Here is an 18,736-nt window from a genome sequence, read left to right on the forward strand (position 1 = left end):
CCGCGTCGAAGTCAGCAATGGCGGCGGCGGTGATCCGGCAAGGCTCGAATGACAGGGCCGCCAGCCGGAGGGCGCGTGGATAACGACCGCGCGGGGCAGTCTGTCTCGTCGAAACGGTACTCAAACCTCAACCGGGCGAGGCCCGGCTGTCCCGCGCCCTCCCCAGCCATTCTGCGGCTCGACGCCTTCTTCCAATGCACTTTACAATGCAAAGTGCTTGATGCATATTGGGGACGAGTTTGAACCGCGGCCGTTCGTCGGCCGCCGAGGGAAGGGATACCGCCATGATGACCGAGAAGATCGAAGACCCCGCCGGCGACATCGCCTGGATGCGCCGCGTCGCCGAGGAAGGCCGCCAGGGCCCCATGCAGGGAGCCTCAATCCTGTTCGGCGCCGGCGTCATCTACGGACTGGCCAGCCTCGGCCACTGGGCCGTGGCCACCGGCGTCGCCGAGTTCGGCATGGAGACGGTCAACGTCATCTGGCTGGGCGCGACCGCCCTGTTCTTTCTCCTCCTGATCGCCACCCTGACCCGGCTGAAGCGCAATCGCGGCGTCGTCACCTCCGCCAACCTCGCTTCGGGCACGGCCTGGGCCTCGGTCGGCTGGGGCATCTTCGCCCTCGCCGCCTCGATGGCGGTCCTATCCTGGCGGCTGGGCGGGGAGGCGGCCATGGTCGTGCTCGCCCTGATGCCTTCGATGATCATGGTCTTCTACGGCAGCGGCTGGGCGGTCACCGCCGCCATGCAGCGCTCGAAGCCGCTGTGGATACTGGCCATCGCCTCCTTCGCCGCCGCACCCCTGCTCGCCCTGCTCGTCGGCCAGGCGGAACAGTATCTCGCCTACGCCGCCGCCTTGTTCCTGCTCATGGGTCTGCCCGGCTTCCTGCTGATGCGGGCGGCGAGGGGCTGAACGTGGCGGACGATTTCGACATCAACCGCCTCGATGAGGTCATCCACGGCCGGGTCCGGCTCGGCATCATGGCCGTGCTGTCCGGGGTCGAGAGCGCCGACTTCAACACGCTCAAGGCCCGGCTCCAGACCACCGACGGCAATCTGTCGGTGCATCTGAGAAAGCTCGAGGACGCCGGCTTCGTCGCGGTCGTCAAACGGTTCGAGGGGCGCAAGCCTCTGACCGAGGCCTCGATGACCCCGGCGGGCCGCAAGGCCTTCGTCGCCTACCTCGACGCCATGCAGGGCCTCGTCGGTCAGGGCGGCGCCGGGGCCTGACCGGGACGGTGGGAAGCGTCGCGGACGTGAGCTACAGAGGCGGCATGACCGGCCGCATCCATCGCTTCGACGCCCTCGACAATTTCCGCGACTATGGCGACTACGCCTCGGCCGCCGGCCGCCGCATCGCCGGCGGCCGGCTGTTCCGTTCGGCCCACCACGCCCGCGCCTCCGACGCCGATCTGGCCCGCCTCGGCGACCTCGGGCTTGCCGCCGTCGTCGACCTGCGCCGCCCCGGCGAACGCCGCGACCAGCCCTCGCGCCGCCCGCCCGGCTTCGCCGCCCGCGTCATCGAAAGTGATCACGACGACGGCCGCGAGGCCCCGCACATCACCTTCCTCAAGACCGCCGACCTGACCGTCGACGCCGGCCGGCGCTTCATGACCGGGACCTATCGCGCCCTGCCGTTCGAGCCCGCCCACCTCGACCTCTTCGCCCGCTATTTCGCCGCCCTGGCCGAGGCCGACGGCCCGGTGCTGATCCACTGCGCGGCGGGCAAGGACCGCACCGGCCTGCTCGCGGCCCTGACCCACCACCTTCTCGGCGTCCATCCGGACGACATGGTCGAGGACTACCTGCTGACCAACACCGCGGTCGACCTCGCCGGCCGCGCCCCGGGCATCGCCCGCCAGCTCGAGACGATGACCGGCCGCCCCGCCGCTCACGACGCCGTGGTCGCCTTCCTCGGCGTCGAGCCGGTCTATCTCGAGACGGCGCTGGCGGCGGCGGCCGCCCGCCACGGCACGATCGACGGCTACCTCGAACAGGCGCTGGGCGTCGACGCGGCCCTGCGCGACCGCATCGGCGAGCGGCTGGCGGCGTGATCCCGCCGCTCGAAAGCGTCGAGACCCGCGTCCATCCGTGGCGCGATCCTCTCGCCGTCGCAGCCGGACTGGACCGCCGCGACGGCGCCCTGGCCCTGCTGTCGGACGGCGGGCCCCTCGGTCGCCGCTCCTTCGTCGCCGCCGACCCCGACTGGATCGGCGGCGAGGGCGGCCTCGACCAGCTGCGCGACCCGGCCCTGTCCGCCGGCGTGATCGGGCTCTACGCCTACGACGCCGGGGCCCGCCCCGCGACCGGCCCCCGTCCCGCGATCTGGCCCGACCTGATGCTGGCCCGCTATCCCGCGATGCTGACCTTCGACCATCAGGCGCGAACCGTCTCGGTCACCGGTCGGGGCGTCGACGCCGCCGCCGCCGCCCAGGCCGCCGACCGGGCCGAGGCCTGGCTGACCCAGGCCGCCGATCTCGTCCCGCCGCCGCCGCCCGCCGCCGCGATGGCGCCCGAAGCCCCCCCGCAAGCCTACCTCGACGCCGTCGCCGACGTCGTCGCCCGCATCGCCGCCGGCGAGCTGTTCCAGGCCAATATCGCCCGCGCCTGGTCCGGCGGCCTCCACCCCGGCGCCGACCCCTTCGACGTCATGCTCCGTCTCGCCGGCCGGGCCGCCGCCTACGGCGCCTTCTGGCGGCTGGGCGACCGGGCGCTGGTCTCCAACTCGCCTGAGCTGTTCCTGACCTTCGATCCCGTCGATCGCCGCATCGAGACCCGCCCCATCAAGGGCACCCGCCCGCGCCATCCCGACCCCGCCCGCGACGCCGCCCTCGCCGCGGAACTCCGGGCCAGCGCCAAGGACCGGGCCGAGAACCTGATGATCGTCGACCTGATGCGCAACGACCTGTCCCGCGTAGCCGAACCCGGCACGGTCGCCGCCGAACGGCTGTTCGAGATCGAAAGCCACCCGACCGTCCACCATCTCGTCTCGACCGTGACCGCAGCCGCGCGGGCGCAGACCGGCGTCGCCGACCTGTTGGCCGCGACCTTCCCGCCCGGTTCGATCACCGGCGCGCCCAAGCACCAGGCCATGAAGGTCATCGCCGCCCATGAGCCGCCGCGCGGCCCGTGGTGCGGCAGCCTGTTCCACATCGCCGACAACGGCGGTCTGACCGCCTCGGTGCTGATCCGCACCGCCTCGTTCGAGCGCGTGGAGGGTCGGTGGCGCTTCCGCACCCTGGCGGGCGCCGGCATCGTCGCCGATAGCGATCCGGCCTCCGAACTGGCCGAAACGGAGGTCAAGATCCTCGCTCTTCGCGAGGCCCTGATCGGCGCCTAGCAGGCCGCGCAGGTCGTCTTGTCGACGGTCCGCGGCCGCAGATAATAGGTGTGCGAGAACCGCGTCAGCCCGGGCATCAGATAGTCCGCGGCCGAGTCGTAATCGTAGGTGACCTCGGCCACGATCACGCTCTGACCGTCCTCGATCAGATCGGCCGGCAGGGTGATCGTCGAGCCCTTGCCTCGCGCCGTCATCCCGTCGCCCCGGCTCCAGTCGATCCGGGCCGCGCCCGAGGTCCGGCTGACGCTCGACACCCGCTGGTTCAGGGTCGCGGTCGGGAAGGGCTTCATGATCAGCCCGCCGATGTCGAAGATGTCGTCGATCGCCGATGGCGTCACCATCTCTTCCTGGGCGACCAGATCGGCGACCATGGCCGAGACGTGGCCCATCCGCTTCTGCGCCATGAAGCCCTGACAGAACTCGGTCATGCCCATGTAGAAAAGGATCAGGACCGGCGCGAGCATGGCGAACTCGATCGCCGACACACCGCTTTCGTCGCAAGTCCAGCGTCTGATCAGGCCCCGGCGCATCATCCGGCCGGCTCGTTGCGGAAAGCGGTGGTGGCGGTCAGCATGGCGGTGCGATCACCCACCTGGGACAGAGCCTGTGACAGGAAGGTGGTCAGCAGCGGGTGCTGGTACCAGACGCGCACCAGGATCAGGTCACCGGGATTGCCGTTGGCGTAGGTCAGGCCGCTCGGATCGAAGCCGTCGCCCGCCAGCGGGTCGGGCGGCGTCGTGTCGAATTGCGGGATCACCCGCACGTCGATCGTCGCCCTGGTCTCGCAGTCGCCGGAAAAGACGCTCATCCGGTTACACAGCTGGGTCTTGAACTGGGCCGCCGTCATGCCCTGGGCGCTGGCCTGCCCGGTGCGCACCAGTCGGCCTGTCGAGATCGCGGCGTTCTCGAGCACGGAATCCAGCGTGAAAATCAGCGCCACTTCGAGGATGGCGAAGACCATGATGCAGAAAGGAAGGACCACGAGGCCGAACTCGACGGCCGCCGATCCGTCGCGGTTGCGCAGCAGGGCGCCGAGCCAGCGGCGGCCTCCGGACCCTCCACGGCGACGGCGGACGATCATGTCGGCTTACTGCTGGGCGGTGGCGGGGCCGCTGGTTCCCCGCACGGAGGGCGAGCACGAGCTGGCGCAGGCCATCTCGGTCGACTGGGCGCCGCGCCACATCCGCACGCGTCCGGCGCCGTCGCCGGCGGTGACGACCACCTGGCTCTGAAACACGGTGCGGCCGATCGGATCGACGGCGACGACCTCGGTCACGCCATAGCCCTTGCCGGTGATGTACAGAGTATTGGCGTCAACCACCGTGACGTCAGCGATTTCCGGATTGCCTACGATGACAGAGCCGGCCGGGCCGCGCAGCTGGACGCGCTGGGCCTGATCGATCTCGACGTTGATGCGGCCGGACTGGGCGAGGGCGACCCCGGGCCCGGCCAGCAGGGCGGTCGCGCCGAGGGCGAGAAGAAGGCGATGAGTGCGGGTCATGGCGACGGTGTCCATAGAGCGAGCGCGCGCGTAAGCGTGATGGCGAACCTGCCCCTCAAATTCTCAACAAAGGCTGAAGGTCCGACACTTGGAATACCCCCCGGGTACAGTCAGGGCCTGTACTGGAGGGTATTCCGCCGGTCGTTTCAAAAGATTCTACAGTAAATACTTCGGTAACCAAGCCCGGCGACCTGCCCTTAACCGATATGGGCGATAACGACGGTGCGTTTTGGGGGTCAAGCGGGCTACCGGCTCCCCCCGTCGTTCAGTAGCTCGCATCCTCGTCTCTAAGGGAACAAAGACCATGAAGAAGTTCATTTCGAAGTTCATGTCCGATGAGTCGGGCGCCACGGCCATCGAATATGGCCTGATCGCCGCCCTCATCGCCGTCGTGATCATCGCGGCCGTCACCGCCCTGGGCACCAACATCTCGACCCAGTTCGGCAAGGTCGCCACCGCCATCGGCGCCTCCTAAGCGTCGTAAGCGTCTTGAACCAAGGCGGGGGCCGGAGCGGAAACGCTCCGGCCCCTTGCTTTTGGGCGTCGGCGGAAACGCCGCCTTAAAAGATCGTCGGGCAGGCTGGCGCCATGGAAGTCCCTCAACTGATCCTTCTCGCCATCCTGCCCGCCCTGGTCATCGTCGCCGGGCTGAAGGATCTGACGTCGATGAAGATCCCGAACTGGATCTCCGGCCTCCTGATCCTCGGCTTCTTCCCCGCGGCCCTTCTGCTCGGCCTCCAGCCGGCGGCGATCGGAATCCATGTCGCCGTCGCGGTCGCGGCCCTAGTGATCGGCATGGGTCTGTTCGCGCTCAATCTGCTGGGCGGCGGCGACGTCAAGCTGATGGCGGCCGCCTGCCTCTGGCTGGGCCTGTCCGGTTCCGGGGTCTTCGTGCTCGCCACGGCCGTGATCGGCGGCATCTTCTCCCTGGCCCTGCTCGTCAGTCGGGCCTGGCTTCAGCCCTACGTCGGCGCCGGACCGGGCTGGCTGGTGCAGCTGATGGAGCCGAAGGGACACATCCCCTACGGCGTCGCCATCGCCTTCGGCGCGCTGGTCGCCTGGCCGGCCTCGCCACTGATGATCGCCTTTCTCGGCTGACAGCCAGCGATCGAGCCTGATCCGTACGTTAGCATTTAGGCCCGCGTTAACCCGCGCCCCTCATGGTCGTTAACGGTAGGGAGCCGAAGGACCGACTCACGGGTCCGGCCGGCCCTGCCGGAGACAGTCGATGAAGCCCGCCCGAATCATCGTGATCTGCGTCGCCGCCGTGGCAGCCATCGGGCTGGCCCTGGTCGTGCGCGCCATGGGATCGCCATCGAACGAACCGACCGCCGTCGCCGCCGCCGCGCCGGTCGACGCCCGTCCGATGGCCAAGGTATTGGTCGCCGCCAAGGATCTGCAGCCGGGCAAGCGGCTCGAAGGCTCCGATCTCGACTGGAAGGACTGGCCGGTCGACGAGGTCAATCCGGCCTTCATCACCGACGGCACGAGACCGGTCGCGGCCCCGGAGCAGTCGAAGCCCGAGGGTGCTGTCGCCGCCGTGACTAGGGCCGCAACCGACCTCGCTACCGGCGGGGCCAAGGAAGACTACGTCGGCTCGGTGGTGCGCGAGCCCATTCTCGCGGGCGAGCCTATCGTCCTGCGCAAGATCGTGCGCGCCGGGGACAGCGGCTACATGGCCGCCTACCTGGAGCCGGGCATGCGCGCCATGGCCATCCGCGTTACGGTCGAGACCGCCGCTGGCGGTTTCATCCTCCCGGGAGACCGGGTCGACGTCGTGCTGACCCGCGAGACGACGCTCGGCAATATCGGCGCGACCGAGGGTGATCGCTCCAAATTCACCTCGGCCACGGTGATGCAGAACATCAAGGTCCTTGCCATCGACCAGTCGACCCGGGCCGGCGACGACGAACAGACCGTGATCGGCGCCACGGCCACGCTCGAAGTCGGGCCGCGCGACGCCGAGGCCCTCGCCCTGGCCAAGTCGGAGGGCGAGCTCAGCTTGATCCTGCGCTCCTACGCGGACACCGGCGGTCCTTCCGGCCGGGTCTCCGCCGGCCCGCGTCAATCAGCGGCTGTCCGCGTCTATCGCGGCGGCGCTCCTGAAGTGGTGGTGGTCCAATGAAGCGCCCGCTGATGCGTCTGGCCTCCGTCGCTCTCGCCGGCCTGCTGGTCGTCGCCCTGCCGTCGCTCTCGGAGGTGCAGGCCCAGACCCGCGCCGCCGTCTCGATGGGTGCGCAGTCCCAGTTGATCAGCCTGCCGCGCGGCTCGTCGATGGCGGTCGATCTGCCGGCCGACGCCCGCGACGTGATCGTGCCGAATCCGCTGGTCGCCGAAGCCATGCTGCACTCGCCGCGCCGCATCACCATCATCGGCCTCGCGCCGGGTGAGACCGACGCGGTCGTGCTCGATAACGCGGGCCGAACCATCCTGTCGCTGCGCATCCGGGTCGACGCCGGCGTGTCCGCGCTGCAGGACACCCTCGGCCGGGTTATGCCCGGAGCGAACGTCCACGCCGAGGCCGTCAACGACAGCGTTATCCTGACGGGCACGGTCTTCAGCCCCGGCGAGGCCGACCGGGCCAGCCAGGTCGCCCGCGCCTTCGTCTCCGGGCCCGAGAAGGTCATCAACATGATGACCATTCAAGGCTCCGACCAGATCACCGTCCGGGCCCGGATCGTCGAGGTCCAACGCACTGCCGTGAAACAACTGGGTCTGGACGCCAGCGCCGTCCTCGCCAGCGTCGGTAACGGCCTGACCCTGACCCAGGCCGCGACCTTCGCCGTCTCCGGCAGCCAGCTGGGCGGGGGCATCCTGAACTACCAGGACTCGGCCGGCGACGGCAGCACTCTGAATACATCGCTGCGGGCCTTCGAGCGCGCCGGTCTGGTCCGCATTCTGGCCGAGCCGAACATCACCACGGCCAACGGCGAGGCCGCCGAATTCCTTGCCGGTGGCGAGTTCCCGGTTCCCGTCGGTCAGGAAGTCGACGGCAACGGCACCAAGGTGACCATCGAGTTCAAGCCGTATGGGGTGCGGCTGGCGGTCCGGCCGATTGTGCTTTCGCCCGGTCGGATATCCCTGCAGCTGTCGACCGAAGTGTCCGAGCTGACGTCGCTCGGCGCCTTTACCCTGGGCGGGACGACGGGGTCGTCCCTTGTTATCCCCGGCCTTGCCGTTCGCCGAGCGTCCAACACCGTCGAACTGCCGTCGGGCGGCTCGCTGATGATCGCGGGGCTGCTGCGGGAAGACACTCGCCAGAACATCGACCAGTTGCCCGGATTGGGTGATCTGCCGGTGCTCGGCGCCCTGTTCCGCTCGCGCGACTATCTGTCCGGCGAAACCGAACTGGTGATCATCGTCGAGGCCTACATCGTCTCGCCGACCTCGCCGGGCCGGATGCAAACGCCCGCCGACGGCCTGCGCATCGCCAATGACGCCCAGACCATCCTGTTCGGACAGCTGAACCAGCACTACGGCCGGGCCGGCGCCGCGGACGCCGCCGACGCAGGCTGGAGCGGCCCTGTGGGCTATGTGATCGAATGAGGACCCCGATGATGCGCGCCCTCTTCCTGACCGTCGCCGCGACCGCCGTCCTCGGGGCCTGCGCCACGACCGGCGGTTCGAGCATGGAGCCGATTACGCCCCTGTCCCGCTATTCGCTGCGGGTTGAGCCGGGTCTCGACCGGATCGCACTCGCCGTTCACGAGGACGGACTGTCGTACAGGCAACAGGCCGCGCTCAACGATCTGGCCGGGCGCTATTTCGCCTCAGGCGTCGGCGCCGTGCGGATCGAGGGGCCCTCGGGCGACGACCCGGCGGCGGCGCGGCAGACCTGGGCCGTTCGCTCGGCGCTGGAGTCCGCCGGATTGCCGGCCGACCGCATCGTCGTCGCCTCCTACGCCGCGCCCGATCCCAGGGCTCCGGTCCTCGCTGGCTTCGAGACGGTTCGCGCGGCGATTCCCAACTGCGCCGCGGAACCGCGAGCGATGGAAGGTCGGTTCTCGAACAACAGTTCCATGGGCCTGGGCTGCGCCATCAACGCCAACCTCGCCGCCCAGATCGCCGATCCGCGCGACATCGTGGGCCCTCGTCCGATCAGCCCGGCGGACTCCGGCCGCGCAGCGGTGGTGTTCGACAACTATCGCCGGGGCGAGGTCACCTCGGCACCGCAGGAAACCCTGGTCGAGGGCCGTATCGCCCGGGCCGTGGAATAGTCGCACCATGACCAACGCCTTCCCCCGACCGGTCGAGGATTTCGAGGACGAGTTCGACCTCGATATGGGCTATGTCGCCTCGGGCCCGGGCGGCGCGCCCCGGCTCGAGGACGATTTCGGCGGGATGACGCCGAGCCAGCGGGACGCTGCGGTTATGGAGGATGCGGCGCGCCCGCCGTTGCAGTTCACGCCGCCGGCTGTGCCGGCCGCTCAATCAGCGGCGGGACCCGAGAACCAGATGCCGGCCGTCGCCGGCTTCAATCCGGTCGGCGATCTGGTCGCCGGCGCCTCCGCGGCGTTCTCGCCGCCGGCGCTGGGCGGAGGCGGGCCTGAAGTTTCAGTGCCGCGCATCGCCATCCATGTCTTCGCCGAGCGTCAGGACACTCTCGCCGCCGCCGAGCGCGCCGGTCAGGATCGCCGCCTGTCGCGCGCCACCACCCAGATCCGGGTCGGCGGCGTCGCGGCCGCCGTGGAGGCCTATCAGCACGAGCCGACGCCCCCGCTGATCATCGTCGAGTGCCTCAAGGATCCGCAGACGCTGCTGTGGGAAGTCGATCAGCTGGCCGAGGTCTGCGACGCCGGCACCAAGGTGGTCGTCATCGGCGCCACCAACGACATCCTGCTGTTCCGCGAACTGATGCGGCGAGGCGTCAGCGAATATCTGGTCGCGCCGTTGCAGCCGCTGCAGCTTATCGCGGCCATCGGCGGACTGTTCTCCGATCCGGCCCAACCCTTCGTCGGACGCTCGATCGCCTTCGTCGGGGCTCGCGGCGGCGCCGGGGCCAGTTCGGTCGCCCACAACACCGCCTATGCGATGAGTGAGCGGATCGGGGCCAATACCGTCATCGTCGACTACGACCTGCCTTTCGGCACCGCCGGCCTCGACTTCAACCAGGACCCCCTCAACGGGGTTGCGGACGCCCTCACCCAGCCCGACCGCCTCGATCCCGTCCTGCTCGACCGGATGATGGTCCGCTGCACCGACAAGCTCAGCCTGTTCGCGGCCCCGGCCACCCTCGATACGGATTGGGACATCTCTCCCGAAGCGTTCGAGGAGGTCACCACCCAGATCCGTTCGACCGCGCCATTCGTGGTGCTCGACCTGCCGCACCTGTGGTCGGGTTGGATGCGCCGCACCCTGATCGCCGCCGATGAGGTGGTGGTGGTGGCTACGCCGGACCTCGCCAGCCTGCGCAACGCCAAGAACATGATCGACCTGATCCGTCAGGGTCGACCCAACGACGCGCCGCCGCGTCTGGTGCTGAACCAGGTCGGCGTTCCGGGTCGTCCGGAGATTCCTGCGAAGGAATTCGGGGCGGCCCTCGGGGTTCATCCCAGCCTGGTCATCCCGTTCGATCCCAAGGTGTTCGGTGCGGCCGCCAACAACGGGCAGATGATCCTCGACTCCGGCGCCAAGTCCAAGGCCGCCGACGCCTTCCAGATGCTGGCCCAGATCGTCTCCTGCCGCGAACTGCCGATGCTGCCCGGAGCCAGGAGCAAAGGCGAAGGGAAGTCGCTGTTCGCCGGCCTCTTCAGAAAGAAGACCTGACGGGTGTTCGGGAAGCGCACAGGTCAGCCTGGAGCACCAGCCGCGGCGCTTCGTCCGGCGCCGGCGGCTGCGCCGCCGCCCGTGCCCCAACCCGAGGCCGGCGTTCAGACCCAAGCCTTCGCGTTCGGCGGGGAGGTCGCCGAACTGGGGCGGGAAGAGCGCGCGGCCGAATCCTATACCGCCAAGCCCGCCTCCGAGGCCGCCGACCGTCTTGATGCCCTGGCCTCGCGCGCCAAACCCGCCGAGGCGCCGCCGTCGCCCAAGAATGCGCCGGGACCCAAGGCCACGCCGGGCTTCGAACAGCTGAAGAAGGCCCAGGCGGTCGCCGAGATCGTCCGCGAGCAGTCGGACTACTATCACGCCACCAAGACGACGATCTTCAACGCCCTGATGAACACCATCGACCTGGCCCAGTTGGCGGGTCTGGATCCAAAGGCGGCGGCCGAGGAAATCCGCGACATCGTCGCCGAGCTGGTGGCGATCAAGAACGTCTCCATGTCGGTGGCCGAGCAGGAGCACCTGGTCCAGGACATCGTCAATGACGTGCTGGGCTATGGCCCGCTGGAGCCGCTGCTGGCCCGTGACGACATCGCCGACATCATGGTCAACGGCGCCGGTCGGGTGTTCATCGAGGTCGGCGGCAAGGTCCAGCTGACCAACGTCCGCTTCCGCGACAATACCCAGCTGATGAACATCTGCCAGCGGATCGTGTCGCAGGTCGGCCGCCGCGTCGACGAGAGCTCCCCGATCTGCGACGCCCGCCTGCCCGACGGCAGCCGCGTCAACGTCATCGCCCCGCCGCTGGCCATCGACGGCGCCACCCTGACGATCCGGAAGTTCAAAAAAGACAAGTTGACGATGAAGAATCTGGTGGAGTTCGCCTCCATCAGTCCCGAGGGCGCCCGGGTCCTCGGCGTCATCGGCGCCTCGCGCTGCAACCTGGTGATTTCGGGAGGGACCGGCTCGGGCAAGACCACCTTGCTGAACACCCTGACCGCCTTCATCGATCCGACCGAGCGGGTCATCACCTGCGAGGACGCGGCGGAACTCCAGCTGCAGCAGCCGCATGTGGTGCGTCTGGAGACCCGGCCGCCCAACCTTGAGGGACAGGGCCAGATCACCATGCGGGATCTGGTCAAGAACTGCCTCCGGATGCGTCCCGAACGTATCATCGTCGGCGAGGTCCGCGGCCCCGAGGCCTTCGATCTATTGCAGGCCATGAACACCGGCCACGACGGCTCGATGGGCACGCTTCACGCCAATAGCCCGCGCGAGGCCATCAGCCGGATGGAGTCGATGATCACCATGGGCGGCTACGGCCTGCCGTCCAAGACCATCCGCGAGATGATCGTCGGATCGGTTGACGTCATCATCCAGGCGGCGCGGCTGCGGGATGGTTCGCGTCGTATCACCCACATCACCGAGGTGGTCGGGCTGGAAGGCGACGTCATCGTCACCCAGGACCTGTTCGTCTACGAGATCACCGGCGAGGACGAGAACGGCAAGATCATCGGCCGCCATCGTTCGACCGGCATCGCCCGCCCCCGCTTTTGGGACCGGGCCCGGTACTACGGACTCGAGCGCGAGCTGGCCGAAGCCCTCGACGCGGCGGAGTAGGGCGAATGCTTCCTGTTCTGGCAGCGGTTCTGGCCTTCATCACCATCGGCGGGCTCGGTTGGGCTTTCGTCGGCGGCGGCGACTCGTCGGAGGCGGCGATCAAGCGAGCCCAGCATTTCGGCGGACCGAAGCAGAACGCCGCGGCCCGGAAGGCCGCCGTCGCCAATACGCCGGAGGCCCGCCGCAAGCAGATCATGGATCAGCTGCAGGAATCAGAGCGCGCTGAGCGCAAGGCCCGGGTCAGCCTGAAAGCCAAACTGAAGCAGGCCGGTCTCACGACGACGGTGCGGACCTTCTGGATCATCAGCGCGGTGCTGGGCGTCCTGGCGCTGTTGCTGCCCCTGCTGTTCGGCCTGAACATCCTCATCGCCGCCGGCGCCGCCGTGGTCTTCGGCCTGGGCCTTCCGCGCTGGCTGGTCGGCTTTCTCGGCGCGCGTCGCCGCAAGAAATTCTCCAGCCACTTCGCCGACGCCGTCGATGTCATCGTGCGCGGCATCAAGTCCGGCCTGCCGGTCCACGACTGTTTCAAGATCATTGCTCGCGAAAGCCCCGCTCCGCTCGGCGGCGAGTTCCAGATGCTGGTGGAAGGTCTCGGCGTGGGCCTGACGCTGCAGCAGGCGCTCGAGAAGATGTACGAGCGCATGCCGACGCCGGAGCTGAAATTCTTCGCCATCGTCATCGGCATCCAGCAGAAGACCGGCGGCAACCTGGCCGAGGCGCTGGGCAACCTGTCGACCGTGCTGCGGGCCCGCAAGATGATGGGCGAGAAGATCAAGGCCCTGTCGTCCGAGGCCACCGCCTCGGCCGGCATCATCGGTTCGCTGCCGCCCGCCGTGATGATCCTCGTGAGCATCACCACCCCGGCCTACATGGGCAAGCTGTTCACCGAGCCGCGCGGCCAGTTCATGCTGCTGATCGCTGTCCTGATGATGTCGCTCGGCGTCTTCGTGATGAAGCGCATGATCTCGTTCAAGTTCTAGGAGGGGCCGGCGTGGGAGACATCATCGGCTTCGTCACCAATCTGCAGAACCTGCTCAGCATGGGCGTCGGCGTGCTGGTGTTCGCCACCCTTGTGACCCTCCTCGGCTCGTTGGGGGGCGAGGCCAAGCTGGAAGGGCGGATGAAGGCCGTGGCCGAGCGCCGGGAGGAGCTGAAGCGCCGATCCCGTCAGGCGATCGCGGCCCAGGGTAGCGGTCCGCACGGGCTCCGCCACAGTGACACCGGCTTCAAGAAGCGGGTCGTCGAACGGCTGAACCTGACCAAGTTGCTTGAGGACCCCAAGGTTGCGGACAAGATGGCCCAGGCCGGCTATCGCGGTCCGAAGCCCCTGACCACATTCTACTTCTTCCGCTTCTCGATGCCGTTCGTCATGCTGGCGCTGGCGGTCCTCTACGTCTTCGTGCTGAACGACTTCGGCCTGACGGTGATGGTGCGGCTGACGATCTGCATGTTCGCGGCGGTGATCGGCTTTTATGGGCCCAACATCTTCCTCGCCAATCGCATCGCCAAGCGCCGCGCCTCGATCATGCAGGCCTTTCCGGATGCGCTGGACCTGCTGCTGATCTGCGTCGAGGCCGGCATGTCGATCGAGGCCGCGATCCAGAAGGTCAGTCAGGAGATTGGCGGTTCGTCCATCGATCTGGCCGAAGAAATGACCCTGCTGTCCGCCGAGCTGAGCTACCTGCCCGACCGGCGCCTGGCCTATGAAGGCCTCGCCAAGCGGACCAACCATCCAGGCGTGAAGTCGGTGGCCACCGCCATGACCCAGGCCGAGACCTACGGCACGCCCCTGGGCTCGGCCTTGCGGACCATGGCCAAGGAGAACCGGGAGATGCGCCTGTCGGCGGCGGAGAAGAAGGCCGCGGCCCTGCCCGCCAAGCTGACCGTGCCGATGATCCTGTTCTTCCTGCCGGTGCTGTTCATCGTCATCCTGACGCCGGCCATCATCAGCATCCAGGACACGATGGCCAAGGGCGGCTAGGCTTCGGCCGCCGTCTTCATCCCTTCGGCGATGGAGTCGACCGCCGTGCGCAACACCTTGCGGTGGCGATCGAAATACATTTCGCCGCGCAGGCCGGTGAAGATAAATCCGTTGGCGACGATGCAACTGCCCGGCTCGAGTTCCTCAATCTCGAAATAGCGCAGCGAACTGAACCACAGGCCGCGCTTCTCGGCCCAGACCAGCTGGGCGAGCGGTTGCCACTCTCCGACCCGCGCCGTCGCCCGCCGCTCGGGAAGGCCGGGAACGGCCTCGCTCAGGGCGATGGAGCCGCCATAGGCGATCACGCCCTCGACAGAGGTCTCGATCGGGTTCCAGCGATCCCACCCGGGCAGGTCAGCGATCAGCTCCCAGATCCGGTCGGCGGGCGCGCGGACGCCGATGCGTTTTTCGATACGGGCTGTTTCCATGGTTCCGATCTGGCACGGCTTCTCGACGGTGAAAAGACGTCAGCGATTGCCTTCAGGACCGGGCTGCGAAGCGGGCGGGGTGTCGGGCGGCGGCGTCTCGTCGCGGTCGGGCAGGTCGGCGGGGCCAGTTCGCAGCGGGACGCTCAGCCAGCACAGGGCGAGCGCGGCCCCGAGCAGGACGATGTTGGCCACGAACGGCCCGGCTTCGGCCAGTTCGTACAGGGCCACGCCCATGACCGGCGGGCCGAGGAAGCTGAGGCCGGCGAGAGACATCATCAGTCCCGCCACGGCCCCTTGCTCATGCGGGCCGACCGACAGGGACGAGCCGGCGGTGAAGCCCGGTCGGGCGAAGCCGACCCCCATGGAGACTACGGCGTAGCCGACGACCACGCCGAAGAAGCCGGGCGCGGCGATGGTCAGGACGTTGCCGGCCAGGGCCAGAGCAGCGCCCCAGCGGATCAGGGCACGGGGCTCCATCTTGAGCAGGGGGATCAGGCCCCACTGCACCATCAGGGTTCCGGCGGCGCCGGCGAACATGGCCACGCTGATGAACGGCTGGGCCTGACGCAGGCCTAGCCCGGTCACCGCCAGTTCGTCGATCACGTGGAAGCCAAGCACGGCGATGTTGACGGCCTGCGCGCCCGTGACCAGCAGGCCGTAGAGCAGATAGTCGCGAACACGCGGATCCTTCCACAGTCCCTTGCCGGCGTGGTCCTGCCGACCACTCGGCGAGGGCTTGCGCACCACCTCGCCGCTGGGCAGGCGCCGCCAGACGATGAAGAGCACGACGGCGCCCAAGGCGGCGAAGGCGTACATCGGCCCGGCCAGTCCGACGAAGGGCAGGATGAACAGCGGGGCGAGGACCGGGCCGATGACCGTGCCGAGACCCTGGGCCGAGGCGAGCAGGGACATGGCCTGGGTCCGGTCGCGCGCCGTGGTGCGGTCGGCGACATAGGCTTGGGAGGCGATGGGAGCGGCCGAGCCGAACACGCCATAGATAGTCCGCGCCGCGGCCATCAGCCCGAAGGCGACGAGGACGGCCAGCCAGTCTTGCAGGCCTGAGGTGGTGGCCAGGCCGAAGCCGGCCATGGAAACCACGAAGCCGCCGAGGCCGATCATCATCACCCGCTTGCGACCCATCCGATCCGACAGCCGCGCCCAGAACGGCGAGGCCAGGGCCCACATCAAGGCCGAGATGGCGAAGGCGCCGGCGACGAGGGTGTCCTGGAGCTCGAACGCGCGGCCGATGGCGGGCAGCACGGACTGCAGGCCCATATTGCCCGCCGTGGCGATCAGGCTGACCGCGAACAGGATGGCGAAGGCAGGGGAGCGGAGGTTCACCCGCTGACCTTAGGCGGCGGCCAAGCCTTGCGGAAGCGCGCTTCGTCGGCGACGCTGCGGTCGATACGGGAGACGCCGCATGACCGTCCGAAGCCTGCTCGCCGTCGCGGCTGCCGCCGTAGCCCTCGCCCTGCCGGCGGGCGGCGCCCACGCCCAGTCCGCCGAAGCGGTCGGAGCGGCTGTTGAGGGCGTGACGCCGCGGGTCGTCGCATGGCGGCGCGACCTGCACGCCCATCCGGAACTGGGCTTCGCCGAGACGCGCACGGCCGCCGTGGTGGCCGACCATCTGCGGTCGCTCGGCCTCGAGGTGCGCACCGAAGTCGGCAAGACCGGCGTGGTCGGCATTCTGCGCGGGGCGCGGCCGGGCCGGACCGTCGCGCTGCGCGCCGACATGGACGCCCTGCCGGTGCTGGAAGCGACGGGGCTGCCCTTCGCCTCGACCGCCACCGGGACCTACATGGGCAATACGGTGCCGGTGGCCCACGCCTGCGGCCACGACGCCCACGTGGCCATGCTGATGGGCGCGGCCGAGGTGCTGGCCGGGATGAAGGACCAGATGGCGGGAACCGTGGTCTTCATTTTCCAGCCGGCCGAGGAGGGCGCGCCCTCGGGCGAGCCCAAGGGCGGGGCCGCCCTGATGATCGAGGAAGGCGCGTTGGCCGATCCCCGGCCGGACGCCATCTTCGGCCTGCACGTGGTGCCGGGAGCGCCGGGGACGCTGTGGTATCGCCCGCGCGGCTTCATGGCGGCGTCGGACCGGGTCGACATCACCCTCAACGGCCGCCAGACGCACGGGGCCTGGCCGTGGAAGGGCGTCGACGTCATCGCCGCCTCGGCCGACGTGGTCCAGACCATCAACAGTCTGACCGCCCGCACCATCGATCCGACCACCACGCCGACGGTGTTCACCATCGCGACGCTGGATGCGGGGGTGCGGTACAACATCATTCCGGATCGGGCCGTGTTGTCGGGGACGCTGAGGACATTCGACATCGCCCAGCGCGACGATCTGGTGCGGCGGGCCGGGATCGCGGTCGGCAATGTCGCCGAGAACTACGGGGCGACGGCCGAGTTCGGCGTGCGCCAGAACGCGGCGCTGGTGTTCAATGACGAGGCGCTGTCGGCCTGGCTGGCGCCGGTGCTGGAGGAGGCGGCGGGGGCGGGCAAGGTCAACGCCGGCGCGCCGGCGACGACGGTGGCGGAGGACTTCAGCTATCTGTCCCAGGAAGTGCCGGGCGTCTTCTACCACCTGGGGGCCAGCGCCGACGGGGTCGATCCGGCGACCTCGCCGCCGAACCATTCGCCGGCGTTCGACGTCAACGAGGCGGTGCTGCCGGTCGGGGTGCGGGCGCATGTGCTGACGGCGCTGCGGTTTCTCGAGCGGCCTTGACCACGTTTCTGAACGGTCCGGCAACCATCGAGGCGCAAGCTCCTCCGGTTTTGCGGGAGTGGGCCGATGAGCAGGCTGCCGGTTGAATTGCCGCCGATGACCCTGGAGCGACGGGGCAGCGCGCGGCGCGAGATTTTCTGGTTCCTCGTGGCCTTCGCCGCCATGTTCGGCGGGGCGATGCTGGGCCTCAATCTGCTGTTCTAGGCGCGGTCGAAGAAGGTGGCGATCACCCGTCGATAGACCTCGGTGAGGGCTTCGATCTCGGCGACCGGAACGCGCTCGTCGATCTGGTGCATGGTCTGGCCGACGAGGCCCAGTTCGAGCACCGGGGCCATGGCGCGGATGAAGCGGGCGTCGGAGGTGCCGCCGGTGGTCGAGGCCTCGGGCCGGCGGCCGGCGACGGCCTCGACCGCATCCTGCACGCCGGTGACGAAGGGGCCGGTCTCGGTCAGGAAGGCGTCGCCCGAGCAGAGGTGCTCCAGTTCGATGCGCAGGCCGCTTTCGGCCTGGGCCTCGCCGGCGACGGTGTTGAGCCAGGTGATCAGTTGGTCGCCGGTGTGGGTCGGATTGAAGCGGATGTTGAGCCGCGCCCTCGCCTCGGATGGTATGACGTTGGTGGCCGGATTGCCGATGTCGATGGTGGTGATCTCGAGATTGGACGGCTGGAAGGCCTCATAGCCATCGTCGAGCCGGTGATCGGCGAGCCGGGCCATCAGCCGGGCCATGACAGGGGCCGGATTGGCGGCGCGGTCGGGATAGGCGACGTGGCCCTGTTTGCCGTGGACGGTGATCCAGCTGTTGAGCGAACCGCGGCGGCCGATCTTGATGGTGTCGCCGAGAGCGTGCTGCGAGGAGGGTTCGCCGACGACGCAGGCGTCGATGACCTCGCCCTCGTCCATCAGGGTCTGGACGACGCGCTTGGTGCCGTGCAGGGCGGGGCCTTCCTCGTCGCCGGTGATCAGGAAGCTGAGCGAGCCGGGGACGTCGCCGTCGGCGAGGACGCGGGAGACGGCGGCGATCCAGGCGGCGATGCCGCCCTTCATGTCGACGGCGCCGCGGCCGTAGAGGACGCCGTCGCGGACCTCGGCTTCGAACGGGGCGGCGGACCAGGCCTCGGGCGCGCCGGTCGGGACCACGTCGGTGTGGCCGGCGAAGCAGAGGTTGGGCGAGGCGGTACCGCGCCGGGCGTAGAGGTTCTCGATGTTTTCGAAGGGCATCCGCCGGCAGTGGAAGCCGAGGCCGGTCAGGACGCGCTCCAGCATGTCCATCGCGCCCTCGTCGGCCGGGGTGACGGAAGGTTTGCGGATCAGGTCGCGGGTCAGTGCGACAGGATCGATAACCGGATGTGATGCGGCGCTCATGGACCTGTGCTTT

General features: G+C 68.9%; 20 protein-coding genes and 1 pseudogene. 15 read left to right on the plus strand and 6 right to left on the minus strand.

What is annotated here, in order from left to right; genetic code table 11:
* Positions 1 to 287 precede the first annotated feature (287 nt).
* Genes HNQ67_RS12465 through HNQ67_RS12480 form a run of 4 tightly spaced genes read left to right on the plus strand, consistent with a single transcriptional unit; the run spans position 288 to position 3,338 of the window.
* Positions 288 to 911, plus strand: coding sequence for a hypothetical protein (locus tag HNQ67_RS12465; protein WP_183255938.1), 624 nt, complete (start codon positions 288 to 290; stop codon positions 909 to 911).
* 2 nt (positions 912 to 913) lie between these two features.
* Entirely contained in the window at positions 914 to 1,228 is a 315-nt protein-coding gene (locus HNQ67_RS12470) for a transcriptional regulator (protein WP_183255940.1), read from the plus strand.
* A 44-nt stretch (positions 1,229 to 1,272) separates the two neighbouring features.
* Positions 1,273 to 2,052: a tyrosine-protein phosphatase gene (locus HNQ67_RS12475; RefSeq protein WP_183255942.1), complete on the plus strand. Its 780-nt coding sequence runs from the start codon at positions 1,273 to 1,275 to the stop codon at positions 2,050 to 2,052.
* A complete protein-coding gene (locus tag HNQ67_RS12480) occupies positions 2,049 to 3,338 on the plus strand; it encodes a chorismate-binding protein (RefSeq protein WP_183255944.1) in 1,290 nt (429 codons plus the stop codon). The genes HNQ67_RS12475 and HNQ67_RS12480 overlap by 4 nt, the downstream gene beginning before the upstream one ends.
* Here the strand turns inward: HNQ67_RS12480 and HNQ67_RS12485 are convergent.
* Genes HNQ67_RS12485 through HNQ67_RS12495 form a run of 3 tightly spaced genes read right to left on the minus strand, consistent with a single transcriptional unit; the run spans position 3,335 to position 4,839 of the window.
* Entirely contained in the window at positions 3,335 to 3,871 is a 537-nt protein-coding gene (locus tag HNQ67_RS12485) for a TadE/TadG family type IV pilus assembly protein (RefSeq protein ID WP_183255946.1), read from the minus strand. The two genes, HNQ67_RS12480 and HNQ67_RS12485, sit on opposite strands and share 4 nt — an antisense overlap.
* Positions 3,868 to 4,419 carry a TadE/TadG family type IV pilus assembly protein gene (locus tag HNQ67_RS12490; protein ID WP_183255948.1) on the minus strand — a complete coding sequence of 184 codons (552 nt, stop codon included), beginning with the start codon at positions 4,417 to 4,419 and terminating at the stop codon, positions 3,868 to 3,870. The genes HNQ67_RS12485 and HNQ67_RS12490 overlap by 4 nt, the downstream gene beginning before the upstream one ends.
* Before the next feature lie 6 nt (positions 4,420 to 4,425).
* Positions 4,426 to 4,839: a pilus assembly protein N-terminal domain-containing protein gene (locus HNQ67_RS12495; RefSeq protein WP_183255950.1), complete on the minus strand. Its 414-nt coding sequence runs from the start codon at positions 4,837 to 4,839 to the stop codon at positions 4,426 to 4,428.
* A 304-nt stretch (positions 4,840 to 5,143) separates the two neighbouring features.
* Here HNQ67_RS12495 and HNQ67_RS12500 point away from each other — a divergent pair, with 304 nt between their 5' ends.
* The 9 genes and pseudogenes from HNQ67_RS12500 (at position 5,144) to HNQ67_RS12540 (ending at position 14,203) form a co-directional block, all read left to right on the plus strand.
* Complete coding sequence (locus HNQ67_RS12500) at positions 5,144 to 5,314, plus strand: Flp family type IVb pilin (RefSeq protein ID WP_183255952.1); 171 nt, start codon at positions 5,144 to 5,146, stop codon at positions 5,312 to 5,314.
* Positions 5,315 to 5,427: 113 nt separating this feature from the next.
* Positions 5,428 to 5,937, plus strand: coding sequence for an A24 family peptidase (locus HNQ67_RS12505; protein ID WP_183255954.1), 510 nt, complete (start codon positions 5,428 to 5,430; stop codon positions 5,935 to 5,937).
* A 130-nt stretch (positions 5,938 to 6,067) separates the two neighbouring features.
* Positions 6,068 to 6,964: a Flp pilus assembly protein CpaB gene (cpaB, locus tag HNQ67_RS12510; RefSeq protein ID WP_183255956.1), complete on the plus strand. Its 897-nt coding sequence runs from the start codon at positions 6,068 to 6,070 to the stop codon at positions 6,962 to 6,964.
* An 11-nt stretch (positions 6,965 to 6,975) separates the two neighbouring features.
* On the plus strand, positions 6,976 to 8,385 hold the full coding sequence (locus HNQ67_RS12515; protein ID WP_246347603.1) for a type II and III secretion system protein family protein: 1,410 nt from the start codon (positions 6,976 to 6,978) through the stop codon (positions 8,383 to 8,385).
* 8 nt (positions 8,386 to 8,393) lie between these two features.
* Positions 8,394 to 9,056, plus strand: coding sequence for a CpaD family pilus assembly protein (locus tag HNQ67_RS12520; protein WP_183255959.1), 663 nt, complete (start codon positions 8,394 to 8,396; stop codon positions 9,054 to 9,056).
* Positions 9,057 to 9,063: 7 nt separating this feature from the next.
* Entirely contained in the window at positions 9,064 to 10,605 is a 1,542-nt protein-coding gene (locus HNQ67_RS12525) for a CpaE/TadZ family protein (RefSeq protein ID WP_183255961.1), read from the plus strand.
* Between the two features lie 175 nt (positions 10,606 to 10,780).
* Positions 10,781 to 12,222 (plus strand): annotated as a pseudogene (locus HNQ67_RS12530) (TadA family conjugal transfer-associated ATPase).
* Between the two features lie 5 nt (positions 12,223 to 12,227).
* The gene (locus HNQ67_RS12535) at positions 12,228 to 13,202 is read left to right on the plus strand and encodes a type II secretion system F family protein (RefSeq protein WP_183255965.1); all 975 of its coding nucleotides are present in this window, start codon (positions 12,228 to 12,230) and stop codon (positions 13,200 to 13,202) included.
* 11 nt (positions 13,203 to 13,213) lie between these two features.
* Positions 13,214 to 14,203, plus strand: a complete 990-nt coding sequence (locus HNQ67_RS12540; protein ID WP_343054921.1) for a type II secretion system F family protein — start codon at positions 13,214 to 13,216, stop codon at positions 14,201 to 14,203.
* Here HNQ67_RS12540 and HNQ67_RS12545 read toward each other — a convergent pair.
* Together HNQ67_RS12545 and HNQ67_RS12550 are read right to left on the minus strand one after the other, a co-directional pair.
* Positions 14,200 to 14,631: an SRPBCC domain-containing protein gene (locus tag HNQ67_RS12545; protein ID WP_183255968.1), complete on the minus strand. Its 432-nt coding sequence runs from the start codon at positions 14,629 to 14,631 to the stop codon at positions 14,200 to 14,202. The two genes, HNQ67_RS12540 and HNQ67_RS12545, sit on opposite strands and share 4 nt — an antisense overlap.
* A 39-nt stretch (positions 14,632 to 14,670) precedes the next feature.
* Positions 14,671 to 15,972 (minus strand): MFS transporter, encoded by a 1,302-nt coding sequence (locus HNQ67_RS12550; protein WP_183255970.1) that lies wholly within the window; start codon positions 15,970 to 15,972, stop codon positions 14,671 to 14,673.
* 79 nt (positions 15,973 to 16,051) lie between these two features.
* Between HNQ67_RS12550 and HNQ67_RS12555 the strand changes: the two genes are divergently transcribed.
* A complete protein-coding gene (locus HNQ67_RS12555; RefSeq protein ID WP_183255972.1) occupies positions 16,052 to 17,362 on the plus strand; it encodes an amidohydrolase in 1,311 nt (436 codons plus the stop codon).
* A gap of 66 nt (positions 17,363 to 17,428) precedes the next feature.
* Entirely contained in the window at positions 17,429 to 17,566 is a 138-nt protein-coding gene (locus HNQ67_RS12560) for a hypothetical protein (protein WP_183255974.1), read from the plus strand.
* On the opposite strand, the gene dapE is transcribed toward HNQ67_RS12560, so the two are convergent.
* Positions 17,563 to 18,723: a succinyl-diaminopimelate desuccinylase gene (gene dapE, locus HNQ67_RS12565; RefSeq protein WP_183255976.1), complete on the minus strand. Its 1,161-nt coding sequence runs from the start codon at positions 18,721 to 18,723 to the stop codon at positions 17,563 to 17,565. The two genes, HNQ67_RS12560 and dapE, sit on opposite strands and share 4 nt — an antisense overlap.
* Between the last annotated feature and the right edge of the window lie 13 nt (positions 18,724 to 18,736).

The organism is Brevundimonas basaltis, assembly GCF_014202075.1.
In the GTDB taxonomy this organism is placed as follows: domain Bacteria; phylum Pseudomonadota; class Alphaproteobacteria; order Caulobacterales; family Caulobacteraceae; genus Brevundimonas; species Brevundimonas basaltis.

Bases quoted from the DNA above. Each gene is read 5' to 3' on its own strand.
- HNQ67_RS12485 (WP_183255946.1), bottom strand. From the start codon at position 3,871: ATGATGCGCCGGGGCCTGATCAGACGCTGGACTTGCGACGAAAGCGGT.
- dapE (WP_183255976.1), bottom strand. From the start codon at position 18,723: ATGAGCGCCGCATCACATCCGGTTATCGATCCTGTCGCACTGACCCGC.
- HNQ67_RS12535 (WP_183255965.1), top strand. From the start codon at position 12,228: ATGCTTCCTGTTCTGGCAGCGGTTCTGGCCTTCATCACCATCGGCGGG.
- HNQ67_RS12520 (WP_183255959.1), top strand. From the start codon at position 8,394: ATGATGCGCGCCCTCTTCCTGACCGTCGCCGCGACCGCCGTCCTCGGG.
- HNQ67_RS12525 (WP_183255961.1), top strand. From the start codon at position 9,064: ATGACCAACGCCTTCCCCCGACCGGTCGAGGATTTCGAGGACGAGTTC.
- HNQ67_RS12490 (WP_183255948.1), bottom strand. From the start codon at position 4,419: ATGATCGTCCGCCGTCGCCGTGGAGGGTCCGGAGGCCGCCGCTGGCTC.
- HNQ67_RS12475 (WP_183255942.1), top strand. From the start codon at position 1,273: ATGACCGGCCGCATCCATCGCTTCGACGCCCTCGACAATTTCCGCGAC.
- HNQ67_RS12545 (WP_183255968.1), bottom strand. From the start codon at position 14,631: ATGGAAACAGCCCGTATCGAAAAACGCATCGGCGTCCGCGCGCCCGCC.
- HNQ67_RS12495 (WP_183255950.1), bottom strand. From the start codon at position 4,839: ATGACCCGCACTCATCGCCTTCTTCTCGCCCTCGGCGCGACCGCCCTG.
- HNQ67_RS12560 (WP_183255974.1), top strand. From the start codon at position 17,429: ATGAGCAGGCTGCCGGTTGAATTGCCGCCGATGACCCTGGAGCGACGG.
- HNQ67_RS12500 (WP_183255952.1), top strand. From the start codon at position 5,144: ATGAAGAAGTTCATTTCGAAGTTCATGTCCGATGAGTCGGGCGCCACG.
- HNQ67_RS12505 (WP_183255954.1), top strand. From the start codon at position 5,428: ATGGAAGTCCCTCAACTGATCCTTCTCGCCATCCTGCCCGCCCTGGTC.
- cpaB (WP_183255956.1), top strand. From the start codon at position 6,068: ATGAAGCCCGCCCGAATCATCGTGATCTGCGTCGCCGCCGTGGCAGCC.
- HNQ67_RS12515 (WP_246347603.1), top strand. From the start codon at position 6,976: ATGCGTCTGGCCTCCGTCGCTCTCGCCGGCCTGCTGGTCGTCGCCCTG.
- HNQ67_RS12555 (WP_183255972.1), top strand. From the start codon at position 16,052: ATGACCGTCCGAAGCCTGCTCGCCGTCGCGGCTGCCGCCGTAGCCCTC.
- HNQ67_RS12465 (WP_183255938.1), top strand. From the start codon at position 288: ATGACCGAGAAGATCGAAGACCCCGCCGGCGACATCGCCTGGATGCGC.